Annotated in this window: 17 protein-coding genes and 1 tRNA gene; 8 read left to right on the forward strand and 10 right to left on the reverse strand. The window is 56.5% G+C overall.

Features of this window, described 5'->3' with window-relative positions; all coding sequences use genetic code 11:
* Window positions 1–5: 5 nt before the first annotated feature.
* From ACEG18_RS09700 to ACEG18_RS00485, 4 genes are all read right to left on the reverse strand, one after another.
* Window positions 6–185: a HEPN family nuclease gene (locus ACEG18_RS09700; RefSeq protein WP_489768354.1), complete on the reverse strand. Its 180-nt coding sequence runs from the start codon at window positions 183–185 to the stop codon at window positions 6–8.
* 356 nt (window positions 186–541) lie between these two features.
* Complete coding sequence (locus tag ACEG18_RS00475; protein WP_367303218.1) at window positions 542–640, reverse strand: restriction endonuclease subunit S; 99 nt, start codon at window positions 638–640, stop codon at window positions 542–544.
* Between the two features lie 314 nt (window positions 641–954).
* Window positions 955–3,426: a glycosyltransferase family 2 protein gene (locus tag ACEG18_RS00480; protein WP_349100085.1), complete on the reverse strand. Its 2,472-nt coding sequence runs from the start codon at window positions 3,424–3,426 to the stop codon at window positions 955–957.
* A 381-nt stretch (window positions 3,427–3,807) separates the two neighbouring features.
* Window positions 3,808–4,233 (reverse strand): hypothetical protein, encoded by a 426-nt coding sequence (locus tag ACEG18_RS00485; protein WP_372540858.1) that lies wholly within the window; start codon window positions 4,231–4,233, stop codon window positions 3,808–3,810.
* Window positions 4,234–4,814: 581 nt separating this feature from the next.
* Here ACEG18_RS00485 and rfbA point away from each other — a divergent pair.
* The 5 genes from rfbA to ACEG18_RS00510 all read left to right on the forward strand — a co-directional run bounded on the left by rfbA (window position 4,815) and on the right by ACEG18_RS00510 (window position 9,904).
* Window positions 4,815–5,714: a glucose-1-phosphate thymidylyltransferase RfbA gene (rfbA, locus tag ACEG18_RS00490; protein ID WP_372540859.1), complete on the forward strand. Its 900-nt coding sequence runs from the start codon at window positions 4,815–4,817 to the stop codon at window positions 5,712–5,714.
* Between the two features lie 95 nt (window positions 5,715–5,809).
* Entirely contained in the window at window positions 5,810–6,247 is a 438-nt protein-coding gene (locus ACEG18_RS00495) for a DUF4869 domain-containing protein (protein ID WP_372540860.1), read from the forward strand.
* A gap of 9 nt (window positions 6,248–6,256) precedes the next feature.
* Window positions 6,257–7,231, forward strand: a complete 975-nt coding sequence (locus tag ACEG18_RS00500; RefSeq protein ID WP_372540861.1) for a hypothetical protein — start codon at window positions 6,257–6,259, stop codon at window positions 7,229–7,231.
* A 75-nt stretch (window positions 7,232–7,306) separates the two neighbouring features.
* Window positions 7,307–8,326, forward strand: coding sequence for a dTDP-glucose 4,6-dehydratase (rfbB, locus tag ACEG18_RS00505; protein WP_372540862.1), 1,020 nt, complete (start codon window positions 7,307–7,309; stop codon window positions 8,324–8,326).
* Window positions 8,327–8,449: 123 nt separating this feature from the next.
* Window positions 8,450–9,904: a sugar nucleotide-binding protein gene (locus tag ACEG18_RS00510; protein ID WP_372540863.1), complete on the forward strand. Its 1,455-nt coding sequence runs from the start codon at window positions 8,450–8,452 to the stop codon at window positions 9,902–9,904.
* Window positions 9,905–9,941: 37 nt separating this feature from the next.
* On the opposite strand, the gene ACEG18_RS00515 is transcribed toward ACEG18_RS00510, so the two are convergent.
* From ACEG18_RS00515 to ACEG18_RS00525, 3 genes are read right to left on the reverse strand one after another with little or no spacing between them, the layout of a single operon-like run.
* Window positions 9,942–12,353 (reverse strand): YfhO family protein, encoded by a 2,412-nt coding sequence (locus ACEG18_RS00515; protein ID WP_372540864.1) that lies wholly within the window; start codon window positions 12,351–12,353, stop codon window positions 9,942–9,944.
* The gene (locus tag ACEG18_RS00520) at window positions 12,337–13,305 is read right to left on the reverse strand and encodes a glycosyltransferase family 2 protein (protein ID WP_372540865.1); all 969 of its coding nucleotides are present in this window, start codon (window positions 13,303–13,305) and stop codon (window positions 12,337–12,339) included. Before ACEG18_RS00520 ends, ACEG18_RS00515 begins: the two co-directional genes overlap by 17 nt.
* Window positions 13,306–13,311: 6 nt before the next feature.
* A complete protein-coding gene (locus ACEG18_RS00525) occupies window positions 13,312–14,283 on the reverse strand; it encodes a glycosyltransferase family 2 protein (protein ID WP_372540866.1) in 972 nt (323 codons plus the stop codon).
* Window positions 14,284–14,443: 160 nt separating this feature from the next.
* On the opposite strand from ACEG18_RS00525, the gene ACEG18_RS00530 reads away from it, so the two are divergent.
* The 3 genes from ACEG18_RS00530 (at window position 14,444) to ACEG18_RS00540 (ending at window position 16,199) form a co-directional block, all read left to right on the forward strand.
* Window positions 14,444–15,289 carry an ABC transporter permease gene (locus ACEG18_RS00530; RefSeq protein WP_372540867.1) on the forward strand — a complete coding sequence of 282 codons (846 nt, stop codon included), beginning with the start codon at window positions 14,444–14,446 and terminating at the stop codon, window positions 15,287–15,289.
* Window positions 15,290–15,300: 11 nt separating this feature from the next.
* The gene (locus ACEG18_RS00535; protein ID WP_195245985.1) at window positions 15,301–16,068 is read left to right on the forward strand and encodes an ABC transporter ATP-binding protein; all 768 of its coding nucleotides are present in this window, start codon (window positions 15,301–15,303) and stop codon (window positions 16,066–16,068) included.
* Between the two features lie 54 nt (window positions 16,069–16,122).
* A tRNA-Arg gene (locus tag ACEG18_RS00540) sits at window positions 16,123–16,199 on the forward strand.
* A gap of 104 nt (window positions 16,200–16,303) precedes the next feature.
* Here ACEG18_RS00540 and aroQ read toward each other — a convergent pair.
* The 3 genes from aroQ to pheA form a co-directional block, all read right to left on the reverse strand.
* A complete protein-coding gene (gene aroQ, locus ACEG18_RS00545; protein WP_022094776.1) occupies window positions 16,304–16,741 on the reverse strand; it encodes a type II 3-dehydroquinate dehydratase in 438 nt (145 codons plus the stop codon).
* 64 nt (window positions 16,742–16,805) lie between these two features.
* Window positions 16,806–18,056: a shikimate kinase gene (locus tag ACEG18_RS00550; protein WP_372540868.1), complete on the reverse strand. Its 1,251-nt coding sequence runs from the start codon at window positions 18,054–18,056 to the stop codon at window positions 16,806–16,808.
* A complete protein-coding gene (pheA, locus tag ACEG18_RS00555) occupies window positions 18,057–19,202 on the reverse strand; it encodes a prephenate dehydratase (protein WP_372540869.1) in 1,146 nt (381 codons plus the stop codon).
* Window positions 19,203–19,217: the final 15 nt, after the last annotated feature.

Here is a 19,217-nt window from a genome sequence, read left to right on the forward strand (position 1 = left end):
ATTATTCAGCGTAAATATTTCTTCAAAACTTTTAAATCACCTTGCGAAAGCAATATTCTCGCTGAACGATTCTGCTTGGTATTGAAGTCGTCGAAGAGAATATACTTTCGGTTGTTATTCAATAGATACACGTTGCTGTGGGCAATTGAATTGCGCAAATGTCTTAGCAAACAGCTCATTTGCATTCGTCAGCAGATTTTCTGCTGCAGATGAAACACTTGCTTTTCCGTGACACCGTCGAAGAACTGGATAGGGAATAACGCTCGAGTTGCTTTTTGTTAATGCTTCCGGACGTATAGAATCGGAATGAGTCATTCTGAATTCTCGTTTCACGAAGAAAGCTTGCCAAAGTCCGAGCAAGTCCAGCCTTCGGGATATCACCCGCACTCGAACTGCTGATCGTTGGTGCAAGATGCAAAAAGAAGCTAAAGAGGCTTTTGAGCTTCATGTCCTCCGTCTCGAAAGGAACAATGTGATTGGATAAAATATCTGCAATCTTCAAAACCGCATTCCTAACCCGACCCGACTAATGCTAATCGATCTAAAGCCCCGACACATCAATCTCGCCCGACATCAGCTTGGGAAGTAAGGTGTCACGCAAATTCGCTAGCGTTCTGCTTTCGGCGGCGTAGCTCTCCATGGCATTCTCCAATGGAATAACCTTCCGCTCGTATTCTAGTCTTCTCCCATTCTTCAAAACAGGAACTGGCAGTAACTTTAGCGTTGCGAGGTTCAGATTAGCTTTAACTGCTTGCTGGAGTCTTCTTACATAATAGTCCTCTTGCCAACCCCCAATGAAATGGTCTATGAGATTTCTTTCTCTAAATACAGAAAAAGGAATCAGTAACTCAAAATTAAGTCGCCGTAATAAGGGGACGGGGGAATGGAGGTCCCATCCCCTTATCTATAGTGCAATGATATTGCTAATACCTATTGTGAGGCTGCATTTGGATCTCACAAGTGGTAATAGCGATTTCCAGGTTCTCCCACGGTGAAATTCGGGTTCATGTATGGATCGCCTTCGACATAGTAGTTTGCCCAGCGATAATTCATGTACGCGACCTCTTTGTGGAAGCGAATCTGCTTGTCCGTGTTGTTTTCAACGCCTCTAGAAATTGACTCGTAATGATACAGCTCGACTTCGGGCGTGTATACAATCAGATCGTTAATCTCGCGAAGCTTTAGGCAAAAGTCAACATCATTAAATGCGACTTGAAGCTCTTCGGTGAAACCTCCGACTTTTTCGTATTCGCTTCGTTTGGTCATGATGCAAGCCGCCGTGACGGCGCTGAAATCTTGCTGCGCATCGTTGAGTGCAAAATAGCCCCAGTTGTCTTTTGGCATGCTTTGGCAGAGATGTCCTGCCACGCCGCCCGTGACGCATAGGCCAGCGTGTTGAATGGTGTTGTCGGGATAGTAGAGTTTTGCACCAACTGCGCCAACATCCTCGCGTGCGCAGATGCCAAGCATAGTTTCAATCCAATTGGGCGTAATCACTTCGGTGTCGTTATTCAGCAGCAAGAGATAATTTCCCTTGGCACGGGCCACTCCAAAGTTCATGAGCTTGGAAAAGTTAAATTCGTGCTCCCAGGTAACAAGGCGAACGATATCAGGGTATTTGGCTTGTAACTTATCGTAATACTCGAATGTCGCATTTTCCGTGCTGTTATTTTCGATTATCACAAGCTCGTAATTGTCGTATGTGGATTTCTCGACAATTGACGTAATGCAGTTATCGAGGATATTAGCGTAATCTTTGGTTGGAATGATGATCGAAACGAGCGGATGGGAATCTGGCGCGGCATAGGTTACTTTATATGTAAAGGGACGACGTGCCTGTTCGACCTTTGCATTGAGCCCAAGCCTGTCCAAATGATTCTGAACTGCTTTGATTCCTGCGATAGTGGCATACGGCTTGCTGTCGGCATTAGCCGCGGTTGATGTTTCGCTTAGGCGCCAGTGATATAGAACTTTTGCAACATGGTGGACATTCCTTGCCTTTTCAACGGCCCGGAGAGTCAAATTATGATCCTGGGCTCCATCGAACTCTTTCGTATTCGGTTCTAGAGTGTCAAGAAGGGACTTACGGATGGTAAGCATGTGGCATATATAGTTATTATTTCTGAGTAAATCGATATTGAAATCCGGTTTAAAGAACGGCTGTGCCAGCTTTCCATCGGGCATGAGTTTGTCTTCATCGCAATAAAGAAGATCAACGTTATCATTGTTTTCAATTGCCTCGGCATACGAGAACAACAAATCCGGTTCAAGGATGTCGTCATGGTCAAAGAAGCTGACGAAATCGCCCGAAGCAGCAGCTACTCCGGCATTTGTGTTTTCGGAAATGCCCTTATTCTCGGCAAGGGTAATTGATTTAATTCTGTTGTCGCGGGCTACCTCATGCTCAACGCGAGCCTTTAGTTCCTGATTGTCTGGACTTGCATCAACTAGGATGAGCTCCCAGTTTGCATAAGACTGGCCCTTAACGGATTCCGCCATATCGTTAAAAAACGGAATAGGCGTGTTGTAAAGAGGGACAATAATGCTGAACTTCGGAGCGCTGGTAAAGGCTATTTTTCTCTGCTTTTCCAATGCTCCAATGGTTGCCTTATGCTCCGTGAACCATTCGGGGTATTCAGGATCAAACTGTGCATGGGTAAAAAGGAAGTTAGTTTCTTCTAGAAGTAAGCCAAGTTTATCGGGTGTGAGACAGTCGAATGAGCTGAATGAAGGATGATTTTGATCGTCAATAATAAAGTAGTAACGATCGAACGCTTTTGGCATTCGGACTGAGAGCTGCGTTTCAAGCTGTTTTTTCCCAGCAGCGAATCCAACGCTTGTTACATTTGAGCCGAAATCGACGGTAGTCAAATTGACTTCGTTGAGGGATCGATCGAGGCAGCGAACCTTGATTTGTGAGTCGCTACGGTACGGAGTTCTTACCGTACACCTAAGGATATATTCGTTTGAATCCTCAATACACTGCCAAAAATCAATCGTTGCCATGTCAAACTCTGAAACGTCATCATAGTTTCTAAGTTTGCTGCACATTTCGGGTTTTATTTTGTAGTTAAGACGAGACTCCCATTTTATGTTCTTGCAATTGAGTGAAATAGAGTCGCTGCTCAGAGTGCGACCGTCTGAATCAATTTCATTTAATTCAATTATGATGGTGCGAACATCGGGATCAGGGATTACAAGAACGTACGAGTTCGGTTCGTCGCTATTGTCCCTGAAATTTAGAAGGGATAAAGGCAAACGGCGATTATCGTCCGTAGTCGCTTGAGCTGTTACGCTGGAGGCTTCATGGACGCCTTCGATTTTAAGTTGCTGGTAGATTTTCCAGTTTCCTCTGCATACTCCGGTTGTTACGACTCGCATGGTTTGCCTTTCGTTTGTTGGACACTGCTCATTGTACTTATTCACTTCATGTCTCGCTATAAATGCAGAGAGGAGTTCCGTGATTTCTGGCATTCTTAGATGTGTCGCTATGAGTTCGTCAGACGCTCCGTTCCGCTGTGTTAACATCGAAGAGGACATCTACGTACATCACGCTTTCTGTCGCTGTTGAGGTTCAGGTTATGGTCCTCGCGGCGCTCTGCTTCCTAGTCGTTGCTCATTTCGGGTCCATTGACTTCAAGGGGGTTATTATGAAAGTTGTCTTGTTTGTTGGAGGGGCTGCAAGGGTCCTAGGCGGGGGCTGCGCCCAACGAACGGATTGACGTGACGTGCGAGGTGTGTCCTAGGCCCAGGGGTTCGAATCCCCCGGCCCCCTCCGTAAAGAAAGAACCGCCATTGGGGCGACCCTTATCTCCTGGGATGGCCGATTCGGCCGCCGCCACTCTTTTCCAGGTCTGCGGACCTGTGTTCGTCCTGGAACGGAAACAGGCTCCTCGCTATCACCCAGAGTATTCCGATGATCTCGGCGGTCGTCGCGCCCATCCAGGAAATTATCACCTCGGTAGGGATTTCGCGCTGCAGCCACATGAGACGGGCGGTGTACGCGACGACGAGGGTGTTGCATGCGACCAGCTGCCACTTGACGCACTTGAGCGCGGCCTTTCCGAGTTCGGACCGAAGGTCGTTCTCCGCCTCCATCCTCTTGACCACGCTCTCGGTCTGGGCCGCCTTGGCTCGCCGTTCCCGCTCCTCGCTCGAGCATTCGACCCTGACCTCGTCTAAATGGGCGCTTTCGATGGGGAAGACGTTTGCTCTCCTTTGTGCCGAACCCATGAGGTCGATTGCCTCTTGTGTCCCTTTTGGTGACCTGCTTCCGCGCTGGTCTGCGCTATCGCAGCCCAAGGTTTTCCACCCTATGGCCCACGGCGGTTACGGATACGTCGAGTATGTCCGTCATCTCACCGATGCTACAATTGCCCGCCCAGGGTTTCGCTACGACCTGTGCCGGCATGAGGAGCGCGGCGGCAAACGAGTTCGCCCATATCTCCTCGGGGTCTGTCCCTCGAGACGAGAGGGCGTCCCTTCGCTCAATGACCCCAGCAACCTCCCCGTCTCCTAGGTTTTGGTACGAGTGGATGTAGAGGCGCTCCGTCACCTCGCACGCCGTTATGTGCCCACCGCCTCATCCAGCTCGTCCGCGACCCTGTAGTGCGTGTTTGTGTCAATGGCTAACTGAACAGCGCAGTGGACCAAATATGGTCCAATGGTTGGAGTCTTGTGGTCCGTAAGGACGTGAACCAAAGAGGCTGCATGCTTGGCTCTCTCCGTCCTTCTTTTGTGCAGCTCTGCAACCTAGGTTCGGCCTCGCGTATACTTATATAATCTGTGTACGCCCAACTCTGGAGGTCCAACCTATGAAAGGCATCATCCTCGCGGGTGGCTCGGGCACGCGCCTGTACCCGCTCACGCTCGTGACCTCGAAGCAGCTGCTGCCGGTCTACGACAAGCCCATGATCTACTACCCGCTTAGCACCCTCATGCTGGCGGGCATCCGGGATATCCTGGTCATCTCCACCCCGACCGACCTGCCCAACTTCGAGCGCCTGCTCGGGGACGGCTCGCGCTACGGCGTGAACCTCTCCTACGCCGAGCAGCCCTCGCCGGACGGCCTGGCGCAGGCATTCACCATCGGCGAGGACTTCATCGCCGGCGAGCCGTGCGCCCTGGTGCTCGGCGACAACATCTTCTACGGCAACGGCCTCAGCCGCCACCTGACGCGCGCCGTCCAGAACGCCGAGTCCGGTAGGGCCACGGTCTTCGGCTACCACGTCGACGACCCCGAGCGCTTCGGCGTCGTGGAGTTCGACCGCGAGGGGAGGGCCGTCTCCATCGAGGAGAAGCCCGCCCAGCCCAAGAGCTCCTACGCCGTCACCGGCCTGTACTTCTACCCGGGCGACGTGGCCGCCAAGGCGCATAGGGTCGAGCCCTCGGCCCGCGGCGAGCTGGAGATCACCACGCTCAACCAGATGTACCTGGAGGAGGGGACGCTGTCCGTGGTCACCCTGGGCCGCGGCTACGCGTGGCTGGACACCGGCACCATGGAGAGCCTGCACGAGGCGGCGGAGTTCGTCCGCGCCGTCGAGCACTCCCAGGACCTGCCGGTCTCGGTCCCGGAGGAGATCGCCTGGGAGAACGGCTGGATCACGACCGCCGAGCTGGAGGAGGCCGCGAAGGCCTACGGCAAGTCGGTCTACGGGCGGCACCTCAAGAAGGTCGCCGCCGGCGAGATCGTCAACAGCCCGCGCGAGTACTAGCGCCAGCTTGTTTTCTTTTAGGGGTCACCGTTTATCTGGTGGCCCCTTTCGTTATGATTACGTTGACCATAAAGACAATATGATTGGGAGTGGATGTGTTAAGCGTCTACTTTGGCGATATGCCAGAAGCGATTTACAACACAGCGACATATTTCAAAAACTCTTACCGGTCTTCTTGGATTACGGATTCCTATGCAGTCTCGATAATTAAAGATGTCGATCGATCGGATGTTGTCTCCGAAAACGTCATCGAAAGCCCTGTGCTCGGATCCATCTCCCCACTCCAGCTTTCTGGTGGCGTGAAAACGCTGCTGCTTATGAGATTTGATCGTAAGCATATTTTTAACGCCTCTACCTGTGGTGACAACTGTGCCAAGTGGATTCTCGACATGGCGAAAGATCGCAAGCTCGTTGTGAATCTCTATCATGTGATGGACTTTGGTCGCGAGGATTTTAAAATTAAAGTCGTGAATAGCGGCCGAATCGTTCACAACATGGCCGAATTGATTCACGAGTCGATTCCGTATCTGTAGGTACTGCTTATGAACGGTTCGCATCTCGTTAAGATTTCCCGCCGCAGGGGAACTAAGTACACATTTACCATCAAGCGGAACATCACTATTGTGCGTGGCGATAGCGGCACGGGTAAGACGACACTGTTTGACATGGTCGCAGACTACATGCGAACGGGCGAGCAGTCGGGTGTTTCCTTACAATGTGATTGTCCCTGTGTCGCTTTGACCGATTATGATTGGCGAAACCAGCTTTCGTCCGTTCATGACTCGATTGTATTTGTCGATGAGGGCTTAAAAGAGATTCATTCTGATGAGTTTGCCCATCATGTGCTGTATTCTTCGAATTATTTCGTGCTGATCTCAAGGGCTGATTTCCCCAATCTTCCGTATAGCGTGGATGAGATTTACAAGATTAAGACGAGCGGAAAATACCATTCTTTCATCCCTGTTTATCAAGATCGCGGGAATCATCGTTATGCTATTTCCCGGTCGGCGCCAAAACAGGACTTTTCTATCCTTCTATGCGAGGACAGTAAGTCTGGTTTCCAGTTCTTTGAACGGCATTTCGCTGACAGTGAGCTTACCTGTACTTCGGCCATGACGAACAGCGCGATTTTGCGCTGGTTGGATCAGCATCTTGACGATCGCGTGTTTGTTGTTGCGGACGGAGCGGCATTTGGGTGCTATGCGGACCGCGTCCTTAAGCTGCAAGACATTCACCGCGATACTGTTACGGTTTGTCTTCCCGAGTCGTTCGAATGGCTTCTGCTGAGCTCCGGCGTAATTTCAGGGTTAGATGTTAAGGCGGTTTTGCAAGAGCCAGAAGCGTTTGCAGACAGTGAAAAGTTTAAAAGCTGGGAGGACTTCTTCTATAAGTACTTACGCGATAAAACTGGGAATTCGGTCTTCCGGTACGACAAAGACTGTATTCCGGAGGCGTTTTTTAGGGGGAGTAATTCTGCGAAGGTTATGGCTCTTATCGCATGCCGAAATGTCCGATAGTTTTGTTGAATAGTGTCGCGTCGTCACTTCCTGCGGCATACTAAAGAAGCTGTACTTGCTTCAGATTGGATTTTTATGTCTGGGTTTTTCGAACCGAAGAACATCATCGTCACGGGCGGCTGCGGCTTCATCGGCAGCAACTTCGTCCATTACGTGGTCAACAACCACCCGGACGTCCACGTGACCGTCCTGGACAAGCTGACCTACGCCGGCAACCCCGAGAACATCGCCGGCCTGCCCGAGGATAGGGTCGAGCTCGTCGTTGGCGACATCTGCGACGCAGAGCTGCTGGACCGCATCGTCCCGGGCCACGACGCGATCGTGCACTACGCCGCCGAGAGCCACAACGATAACTCCATCGCCGACCCGGAGCCGTTCCTTCGCACCAACGTCGAGGGCACCTTCCGCCTGCTGGAGGCCGTGAGGAAATACGGCATCCGCTACCACCACGTCTCCACCGACGAGGTCTACGGCGACCTTGCGCTCGACGACCCGGCGAAGTTCACCGAGGAGACGCCGTACCACCCGTCCTCTCCGTACAGCTCGACCAAGGCGTCCTCCGACATGCTCGTGCGCGCCTGGACCCGCACCTACGGCCTGCGCGCCACGATCTCCAACTGCTCCAACAACTACGGCCCCTACCAGCACGTGGAGAAGTTCATCCCCAGGCAGATCACGAACATCATCGACGGCGTCCGCCCCAAGCTCTACGGCCGCGGCGAGAACGTCCGCGACTGGATCCACACCGAGGACCACTCCAGCGCCGTCTGGGACATCCTCACCAAGGGCCGCACGGGGGAGACCTACCTCATCGGGGCCGACGGCGAGAAGAACAACATCACGGTCCTGCGCATGATCCTGGTGGCCATGGGCCGCGACCCCGAGGACTTCGACTGGGTCGCCGACCGCCCCGGCCACGACCGCCGCTACGCCATCGACTCGACGAAGCTCCAGCGCGAGCTGGGCTGGAGGCCGGCGCACACCGACTTCGCCGAGGGGCTCAAGCAGACGATCGACTGGTACGTGGCCAACGAGTCCTGGTGGCGCCCGGCCAAGGAGGCCACCGAGGCCCGCTACCGCGCCCAGGGGCAGTAAGACCGAACCCCGGCGTACCGCGCCGCGGGGCGCCCGCGCGGGGCCGCAGGGCATGGGGATGATCCTGCGTTCCCGCGCGGGCGCCCCCGGTTATCCAACCTCTTCGATAGGAGCTTTTCCCATATGGCAGACATCGCATTCGAGAAGGACCTCTCCGTCGCGGAGACCGGCATCGAGGGCCTCAAGGTCGTCGACCTCGCCGTCCACGGCGACTCGCGCGGCTGGTTCAAGGAGAACTGGCAGCGCGCCAAGATGTGCGCGCTCGGGATTCCCGACCTCCGCGTCGTCCAGAACAACATCTCCTACAACGAGAAGAGGGGCGTCACCCGCGGCATCCACGCCGAGCCCTGGGACAAGTTCATCTCCGTGGCCCGCGGCTCGGTCTTCGGCGCCTGGGTGGACCTGCGCGAGGGCAGCGCCACCTTCGGCAAGGTCTACACGACCGTGCTGGACCCCTCCAAGGCCATCTACGTCCCGCGCGGCGTGGGCAACAGCTTCCAGGCGCTCGAGGACGGCACCGCCTACACGTACCTGGTGGACGCCCATTGGTCGCTGGAGCTCAAGAGGACCTACACCTTCGTGAACCTCGCCGACCCCGAGCTCGCCATCGAGTGGCCGATCCCGCTTTCGGAGGCGACCGTCTCCGAGGCCGACCTCAACCACCCGATGCTCAAGGACGTCGTCCCCATGGCGCCGAAGCGCACCCTCGTCACCGGCTGCAACGGCCAGCTGGGCCATGCGGTGCGTGCGCTCGCCGAGGAGCGCGGCGTGGCGAAGGACTTCGATTTCTGCGACATCGACACCTTCGATATGTCCGACCCGGAGGCCTATTCGCAGTACGACTGGTCGCTCTACGGCGCCGTCATCAACTGCGGCGCCTACACCGCGGTGGACAGGGCCGAGACCCCCGAGGGCCGCGTGACCGCCTGGAAGGCCAACGCCACGGGGCCGGCGCTTCTCGCCCGCACCTGCGCCGGGCACGGGATCACCCTCGTCCACGTGTCCAGCGACTACGTCTTCGACGGCACCGAGGAGGTGCATACCGAGGAGGAGCCCCTCAGCCCGCTGTCCGTCTACGGCCAGACCAAGGCCGCCGGCGACATCGCCGTGGCGGGGTGCCCCCGCCACTACATCATGCGCTCCAGCTGGGTCATCGGCGAGGGCCACAACTTCGTGAAGACCATGAGGGGGCTGTCCGACCGCGTCGCCGACCCGGAGGACGGGCTCACGCAGGTCACCGTCGTGGACGACCAGCTGGGCCGCCTGACCTTCACGCGCGACATGGCCGCCGCCATCTTCCATGTGCTGGGTACGCACGCCCCCTACGGCACCTATAACTGCACCGGCTCCGGTGCCGTGAGGAGCTGGGCCGATATCGCCAGCGCCGTCTTCGAGGCCGCCAACGGCAACGGGGACAAGGTCTTGCCGGTTTCGACCGCCGACTACTACGCGAATGCCGCCGGCCCCGTCGCCCCGCGCCCGGTCCACTCCGCGCTCGACCTGTCCAAGCTCGAGTCGGTCGGGTTCAACATGCCCGACTGGGAGGAAGAACTGGGGGAGTACCTCAAGACGCTCTAGCCGCTATTAACTTTTCGAGAGTAAAAGCCGCCGTTCTTTAACGGCGGCTTTTCTTATGCCTGGCGTATAGCCCCGCTGCAACAAGGGCGGCAGCGGTCGCCAGACTCACTGCAAGCCCCGCAAGGGCGCCCGGAGTCTTGTAGGTCATCACGATCCTATTCGCGCCTTTCTGCATGTTCAGGGACGACAAGCCCTTATCGGCGGCGGGCGTTAGTTCTGCGGTGGTTCCGTTTACCGTTACGTTCCAGCCCTCATCGTACGGAACGCTCAGCAGCAGGTTGCCGTCATCCTTGGCGGTATACTCGCCTTCGATCCTTCCGTCCTTAAAAACCGTCGGAATAAACTCGCTCGTCTTAAGCTCGCTAATAATCTGTTCGAAAACGTCAAGATTGAGGGCATAAAAGACCGGCTCATTGTCTTGGGGCATGTCTGTATAGCCCTCCGCGACTCCGATTGCCACCGTATGCTGGCTCGGGGTGTCCGATGTGCCTGCAATCTGTCGGATATTGTTGTCGAATCTCCAAGCCTCGTTTTTGATTGTTCGCTGGTCGATGGTGAGGGCGACGGGCCAATAACTGCCGGCGGTCGCATCTTTGTTGATGTAGAGATACCCGATGGAGCTTGCCGGAACAGTAACGCTCCATTGCTTTAAGCTATCGCCATTCTCCGTGCTCGTGGCCTCGATCTTGGTATAGAGCTCGACCTCGCGGCCTAGGATTTTGCTGTAGAGGTCGTTCTGCTTTTCGAAGGGGTTCTCGCTCTTCAGCGTGCTGTTTTGGATATCGCTTGAGGCTGCGACGCCAATGCTGAGCGCATAGGGGTTCTCGTACACTGCGCTTGTGGAGTCGGCCTGATTCATCTTGGCTAAAACGTATCCCGCAGGTACGTTCTCAGGAATGGCATACTTGACTCCCAGTAGGGCATCGACGGCGAGAATAGGCTCGGCATAACGGGTCGAGAATTCGCCGACGCTGCTGTATCCAAGGGAGTTGAGCAGTGCGATGGCCTTCGGGTTGTTGGCAGACGAATACGAAGACAACTGGTTGTATCCAAGCGCCAGGCCTTCGTTGAGGGCGGCGCTGTCGACGCGTGTGGTTGTGCGGTCAATGCGATAGAACGACGCCGAAGTCTGGTCTTGAATGGCCGTTATAGTGTCGGTTGCGGTGGCAACATAGGCGCTGTTGGCTTTTTCGGAATAGCCTGTGTACAGCTGGTTCCACATAACATGGGCGTTGGCAAATAGTTCGATTGCCGTGAGTGCCAGAAGTGACATGATGATGGCTGGACGTTGGGCTCGACGTAATGTTGGCCGCTCTTTGAGTTTCTGCAGCGCGTATCCTGCGGCCCACAGCGCAAAGAAGCTCAGCAAAAAAGCCGTGCGCGAGTAGAAGCCGTTGGGAACGCGCATGCCGCACCAGATGTACTCGAGCGGGCTCAAAACGGAGCTTGCGACCAGGATTATCGTGACGACGAGTGTTGCGATGCGCGTCTTGATTGAAACCGTGCGGTTAACCAGCAGGCTCACCGCAAGCAGCATCATGATGATGCCGCAATAGAACTGCGGTGTGCTTTCGTTGCTTACCCACATGCAGGGAAGAAAGCCCCTGATGAGCGACTTGAGGCTGGTTTTAAGTAGGGGGCCGAGTGCTAGAACGGGACCGCCCTTGGACATGGCAAGTATGGTCGGCAAAAAGGTCCAAGCGGACAGAAGCAGTCCAAGCGCGATGGCCCCGGCGAATCGCAGGGCCCGATCGAGCATGAGCTTCCAACTAAATCCTTCTTCTGCAACATAATCGACAAATTCGACCAATACGAAGATGCAGAGGAACAGGATGCTGATGTAGGCCGTATACCAGCAGAACATGACATTGAGCGCCGTTGCGATGACGAGGCAGATCATGCGCTGCTTGCGGATGAGCTCGTAGCATCCGTAGGCGCAGATGGGCAGCAGGATCAGGCAATCGATCCAGAGCGGGTTGCGCATGTTGCTGATGGTCCAGCTGCAAAACGTGAACGAGAGGGAAAGCAGGAATATGGCGGGCTTAGACAGGTCAAAGCGCTTTTGCACATACCAAGCGCTGCTGATGTGGATGCAGCCCAGTTTGAGCGCGGAGATAACAAACACGAAGAGCGTCAGCTTGTCTGCGGGAAACAGCGCGCAGAGCAGGTTGAAGGGGCTGGCGAGGTAGTAGCTATAGAGCCCCCATGTGTTCATGCCGAGTCCTTGCGAGAAGGAATAGCGAAGGTTTGCCTCACCTAAAAGGACGCGCCGGAACCAAGCAAAGAAGTCGATGTATTGGTATTTGAGATCGTTGGTGAGAAACGAGTTGTCGCCAAAGGGGTAGACATGCCCTGCCGCTGCAAGTGCGACAAAGAGTGCGACGGAAAATGCGAAGCAGGCGGCGTAGAACGCCACATTCTTGAGCGTGCTGTTATTGGGCCGTGTCATCAGATTCCTCGTTGGATTCTCGAATGATATAGATGGGACGTCGCTTGGTTTCCAAGTAGGCTTTTGCCAAGTATTCACCTATGATTCCCAGGCACAGAAGCTGCATGCCGCCAAACAGCGTTATGAGGCAGGCGAGCGACGGCCATCCGCCGACGGGGTCGCCCCAGACAAGCGTCTTTACTAGGATGACGACGAATCCCAGAATAGCGATGAGACAGAAGACGATACCTGTGAGGGCGGCGAGGGAGAGCGGCGCCGTGGAAAAAGCGACGATGCCGTCGATGGAATAGAGGAGCAGCGACCAAAAGCTCCATTTGGTCTCGCCGGCCACGCGGTTGACGTTTACGTAGGGGAGCCATTTGGTTTTGAAGCCCACCCAACCGTAAATGCCCTTGGAGAATCGGTTGTATTCGCCCATGGAGATGATGGCGTTGACCATAGGCCGCTTCATGAGCCTAAAATCGCGTGCTCCGTCGACGATGTCGGCCTTGGAAATGCGGTTGATGATCTTGTAGAACATACGGGCACAGAACGACCTGATGGGAGGCTCGCCTTTGCGGGTGGTCCTGCGTGTGGCGACGTTGTCGTAGTCTTCGGTTTGTAAGATCTCGTACATCTGCGGCAGGAGCGAGGGCGGGTCCTGCATGTCGGCATCCATGGTGGCGACATAGTCGCCCTTTGCGTGCTGGAGTCCGGCGAGTAACGCCGCCTCCTTGCCAAAGTTGCGCGAGAAAGAGTGCCAGCGGATGGCGTATGGATGCGCCGCCGCGGCTTCTGCTTTCATGACGGCGAGCGTTTTGTCTGCCGAGCCATCGTCGATGAGGACTGTCTCAAAGGAGATGCCGGGGTCTTGCTGGGTCATGATGCGAACGACGCCATCGAGCTCTTTGAGAAAGATCGGAAGTGATTCCTGCTCGTTGTAGCACGGCACGACGATGGAGATGAGCGGCATGGTGGTTTACCTCTCGCTTGGCTTGGAAGTGGGGTGGCCGAGCTGGTCGTCGTAGGCGTATTTGCTGTACACGTTGACCTCCCACTGCTTTTTTTCGACCTTTGCCACGGAATCGAGGATGAATCCGGTTGCAAGGCTCAGACCACAAAGGAACATAAACGACGCGGCGAGCATGGCGGTGGGGAAGCGCGGAACGAGGCCGGTCTGGAAATACTCGACAACGATGGGCATGCCCAGGACGAGGCCGATCACCGCAAACAGAAGCGCGACGAGGCTGAAGAACTTCAGCGGGCGGTAGTCCTTGAACAGCGTGCCGATCATCGCAACGACTTTAATGCCGTCGCTCACGGTATTGAGCTTGGACTCGGAGCCTTCCGGACGGTCGCGGTACTCGATGGGCACATCTTTGATGCGCCAGCGGTGGTCGACGGCGTGGATCGAGAGCTCGGTTTCGATCTGGAAGCCTTCGGAAAGCACGGGGAAGGTTTTGACGAACGGGCGGCTCATGGCGCGGTAGCCGGTCATGACGTCATCGAAGCTGTAGCCATAGATCCACTTGATCATGGCGCGGACCAGATTGTTGCCAAAGCCGTGGAAAGCACGCTTGTTTTCCTCGGCGTAGGTGCCGTTGGAAAGGCGGTCGCCTACGGTCATATCGGCCGTGCCGTTGAGGATAGGCTCGCAGAGGGCTTTGGCCGCCTCGGCGGGATAGGTGTCGTCTCCGTCGACCATCAGGTAGCAATCGGCGTCGATGTCGCGAAACATCTGGCGGCACACGTTGCCCTTTCCCTGACGGGGTTCAAAGCGGACCGTGGCGCCGTGCTCGGTGGCGATGCGTGAGGTGTCGTCCGACGAGTTGTTGTCATAGACATAGACCGTCGCTTGCGGAAGCTCGCGGTGAAAGTCGTCGATGACTTTGCCGATCGTGAGGGCTTCGTTGTAGCAGGGGATGATGACGGCGATGGATTCAGAATTCACTCAATGCTCCTTATACATTCAATCCTTGAAAGTATAGCCGTTTGGGCTTGGCATCCTAAGATGTGGGTTAGTTCTCCAGTTTTGTTGCGCGAATCGTTTACATGGCCGTCGGGTCTATACTGTTCGTTTGTCAACGATTACGAGTAAAGGAGTTGCATCCGTGTCGGATCAGACAAAGCAACAAGAAGCTCGCAGTCTGCCTGCGACGTTTGCTAAGAACGAATTTGAGAAGGACGCGTTTATCCTTCGTCAGCTGGTTACCAAGGATTTTAAGATCAAGTATCGCCGTAGCGTTCTGGGCGTCGCATGGTCGGTGCTCAATCCGTTGCTGATGATGATCGTCATGGCCATCGTGTTCTCGACGATTTTTGGCCAGGGCCGCAATGGCTCAATGACGCCCGAGATGTACCCGCTGTACTTGATCGTGGGTAACATTACCTTTGCCGTCATGTCCGAGTCTACGAACCAGGCCCTGACGTCTATCGTGGGCGCTGCCCCTCTGCTCAAGAAGGTTAAGGTGCACCGCTGGGTCTTCCCGGTGCAGAAGGTGCTCTTCTCGCTGGTCAACTTTGCCTTCTCGCTGGTCGCCGTCGCCATCGTCATGCTGTGGTTCCGCGTTATGCCTTCTTGGCACCTCATTCTGCTGCCGGTTTGCCTGCTGCTGCTTATGTGCTTCTGCATGGGCCTGGGCATGATGCTCTCTGCTCTTACGGTCTTTTTCCGCGACGTTATGCATCTATGGAGCGTCGTCATTACGGCGTGGACTTACATTACGCCCATCTTCTGGACGACTGACTATATTGCGCAAATGCCGCATCTCGTGCGTATCTTGATGTATGCGAACCCCATGTTCAACTACCTGCAGTTTATGCGCGATATCTTTCTGTTCCAGACTATGCCCTCGCTCATGACGTTTGGTATGTGCGTTGCCTGGGCGGTTCTTGCGCTTATTATTGGCTACACCGTGTTCCATAAGTCCGAGCGCAAATTTATCCTCTACATCTAAGGAGTGCTGTGATGACTGAATCTGTTGTTGATTACAGCGAGCAGCCTCTGGCTGTCGAGGTCGACGACGTCACCATGATCTTTAACATGGCGTCTGAGTCGCTGACCAACCTCAAGGAGTACTTCATCAAGCTCGCCAAGCACGAGCTGTTCTTTGAGGAGTTTAGGGCGCTTAAGCACATCTCGTTCGAGATTCATCGCGGCGAAGTTGTCGGTCTGGTTGGCACCAATGGCTCCGGCAAGTCTACGATGCTCAAGATCATCGCTGGCGTGCTTGAGCCTAGCGAGGGCAGCGTTAAGGTGCATGGTAACATCGCACCGTTGATTGAGCTTGGCGCAGGCTTTGACCCCGAGCTGACTGCCCGTGAGAACATCTATCTGAACGGCGCCCTGCTCGGCTATACCAAGGAGTTCATCGATGCCAACTTTGACGGCATTATCGAGTTCGCTGAGCTGCAGAACTTTGTCGATATGCCGCTTAAGAACTTCTCCTCGGGTATGGTGGCGCGTATCGCCTTTGCAATCGCGACGATTACCGAGCCCGATATTCTGATCGTTGACGAGACGCTGTCCGTCGGTGACGTGTTCTTCCAGCAGAAGTGTGAGGCCCGCATTCAGCACTTTATCCAGAGCGGTGACGTGACGGTTCTGTTCGTTTCGCACTCCATGGAGCAGGTTGAGCGCATCTGCCAGCGTGCCGTTTGGATTGAGAAGGGTGACCTTCGCATGGACGGCCCGGTCGATGAGGTCTGCAAGGCGTATCGCGAGCAGTTCAACTAGGTTATAATTACTTGCGCCCGACAGGCTTGCGCTTGCTTGGGCGTGTGGTTATTTGCTCCATTAGCTCAGTTGGATAGAGCAGGGGACTTCTAATCCCAAGGTCGACGGTTCGAATCCGCCATGGAGCACCATCGTTTATTAAGCCCGGACCGCTTGGTGGTCTGGGCTTTTTTCATCTTGTATGCTGCTGAAGCCGAGCGCGAGCAAGCCGCTGCTGTTTGTTGGGGTTGGCATTTTATTTTTCCAGATGCTCTTTCAGCAGCTCCAACGCGTGGGCGTAGCCTTGGAGGCCTTCGCCGGTGATGGTGGCGAAGCAGGCTAGGCGTGCATAGCTCACCTGGCGGAAGTCCTCGCGTGTTTCGACGGCACTAATGTGGACCTCCACGGCCGGGATGGCGACGGCCTTGAGGGCGTCGAGGATCGCCACGCTCGTATGCGTGTATGCCGCCGGGTTGATGACGATGCCGTCGACCTTGCCGTAGGCCTCCTGGATCTTGTCGACGATGCTGCCCTCGTGGTTGGACTGGAAGACCTCGACCTCGTCGAAGCCCTGTGCGGCGCCCGCTTCCTGGCAGATCTGCACTAAGCGGTCGTAGTTGTCGCTGCCATAGATGCCCGGCTCGCGAATGCCAAGCATGTTGAGGTTAGGGCCGTTGATGACGAGTGCTTTCATGGTTGCTTCCTTTGCGATTGGAAAACCACCACAAAGGTGCCCGTCCCCTTTGTGGTGGTTTTGATTAGAGAGCGGATGGGAGGGTGTCGAGGAGGGCTTGGGCGGTGTTGGCGGCGCAGTCGCGTGAGTCGATGATGTAGTCGGCCCAGGCGCGGTAGCGCGGCATGCGCTGTTCGGCCAGCTTGTCGATGCCATCGCGGGCGGTGATGGGGCGGCCCTTGTGGGCGAGCTCGTCGAGCTTGCGGTTGAGCATCACAATCTGGCTGTTCTGGTGCAGCAGCGGGTAGTTCTCGTCGCGCGTGACCACGCCGCCGCCGGTGGAGAGCACCAGGCCGCTGCGCTTGGAGATGTCGGCCAGTGCCGCCGTCTCCTGCTCGCGGAAGGCCGGCTCGCCGCGCTCGACGATATAGTCGGCACAGGGCATGCCCAGGCGTTCCTCGAGGGCGCGGTCCAGGTCGATGTGCTCTCGCCCCGTGAGCAGGGCGATCTGCTCGCCCACGCGGGTCTTGCCCGAGCCCGGCATGCCGATCAGCGCGATGTTCTGTTCGCGGCGTGACAAGCGCTCCGTTACGTCCTGGATGCGCTCACGCGGGGTGACCTGGCCGGTATAGCGCTCGACGGCCTGTGCCGCTTGGGCCACGAGCATCAGCAGGCCGCCGATGCAGGGGATGCCGCGGCGCTCGGCCTCGAGCATGAGTCCCGTGCGTGCAGGGTTGTAGACAATGTCGATGACGCCCTCGAGCGCATCGAGCCCCTCGAGCGTGCAAGGCGCGTCGGGACAGTGGGGGAACATGCCGGCGGGCGTGCAGTTGACGAGCAACGCGGCGTCGGACTGCTGCGCGATGTTGTCGTAGTTGACTTCGCTCGTGCGGCCGACCGGCACGACGATGGCGCCCAGGTCGCCGAGCACCATGCTGGCAGTGGTGCCGGCGCCACCGGTGGCTCCGAGCACGAGGGCCTTCTTGCCGGCAACCTCTACGCCCAGCTCCTCGACTAGGCACTGAAAGCCGAAGTAGTCGGTGTTGTCGCCGCGCAGGCGGCCGTCGGGCAGGCGCGTGATGGTGTTGACGTTTCCCATACGCTCGGCGAGTGGACTCAGCTCGTCCAGGTATTCCCTGACGGCGCGCTTGTAGGGGATGGTCACGTTGGTGCCCTCCCATTCGTCACCCGTCATAAAAGCCTGGAGGTCCTCGGGCTCGCGCTCAAATCGTACGTACTCGAGCCCCGCGAGCTCCTTGTAGATGGTCGGGGTGTAGCTGTGGCCCAGCACGCGGCCCAGCACGCCGTAGGGGCGGGTTGCGGCGACATCGGTCATCTAGAGCACCTCCGTGTAACTGCCAAAGTAGGTGAAGCTCTCGCACACGTCGTCGATCGAGTCGAGCAGGTCGTCGAGGGCCTTGCTGCCAAAGGGGCAGTCAAGGTCAAAGTAGAACATAAACTCAAAGTCGTGCCCGGGGATGGGGCGGCTCTCGAGCTTGATGAGGTTGATATTGAGTGCGTAGAAGCGCTCGAGTACGCGATAGAGTGCGCCCGGCTCGTTGGCCGTGGTAATCATGAGCGAGGTGCGGTTGGCGCCGGGGTAGACGCGTGGCTCGCGGCTGATGACGACAAAGCGCGTGTAGTTGTTGTCCGAGTCCTGGATGTTGGGCTCCAGTACCTCCAGGCCGTAGAGTGCCGCGCAGCTGCGCGATGCGATGGCGGCAACATCGGCGCGTTCGGAGCTGGCGACCATCTCGGCCGACATGGCCGTGTTGGGGTACTTGGTGGCGTGCAGGTCGTGCGCCTCGATAAAGCCGGCGCATTGGGCAATGGCCTGGCCGTGGCTGTAGACCTCGTGCACGTCCGCAAGCTTGGTGCCGGGCTTGACGAGCAGGTTGTGGTCGATTTTGAGGCGAAGCGAGCGCACGATGTGGAAGTCGAACTGGGCGAGCAGGTCGTAGACGGCGTTGACCGAACCGGCGGTGGAGTTCTCGATGGGCAGCACGCCAAACTCGCAGAAGCCGTCGCGCACGGCGCGCATGACGCCCTCGAAGGTCTCGAAAAACGCGATGTCGGGCACGTCGAAGAGCTTGCACGCGGCTATCTGGCTATAGGCACCTTCCACGCCCTGGCAGGCAACGGTGGCCGTTTGAGGGAAGGGCGTGTCGGAGGCTGCGGCCGTGGCATGGGCCTTTTGCGACACCGTGATGCCCTTGAGCTCGTTGATGTAGCGCTGCTGCTCGGCTTTGCTCATGCTCATGAGGAGACGGAACAGGGTGATGGTCTGCGCCTCGTAACGCTCGGGTGCGCGGCTGGCGAGGTTGTTGAGCTTGGAGCGCTCGCGGGCGGGGTCGAAGACGGCCTTGCCCATCTCGATTTTTGACTTGGCGACCTCGGTGGCAATGTCCATGCGCTCGACAAAGCTGTTGAGGAGCGTGGTGTCGATGCCATCGATGGCCTGGCGAATGTCAGCAAGGTCCATGGAGGCCCCTTTCGT

Origin of the sequence: Collinsella aerofaciens, assembly GCF_041537385.1 — a bacterium.
GTDB classification, from domain to species: Bacteria; Actinomycetota; Coriobacteriia; order Coriobacteriales; family Coriobacteriaceae; genus Collinsella; species Collinsella aerofaciens_BV.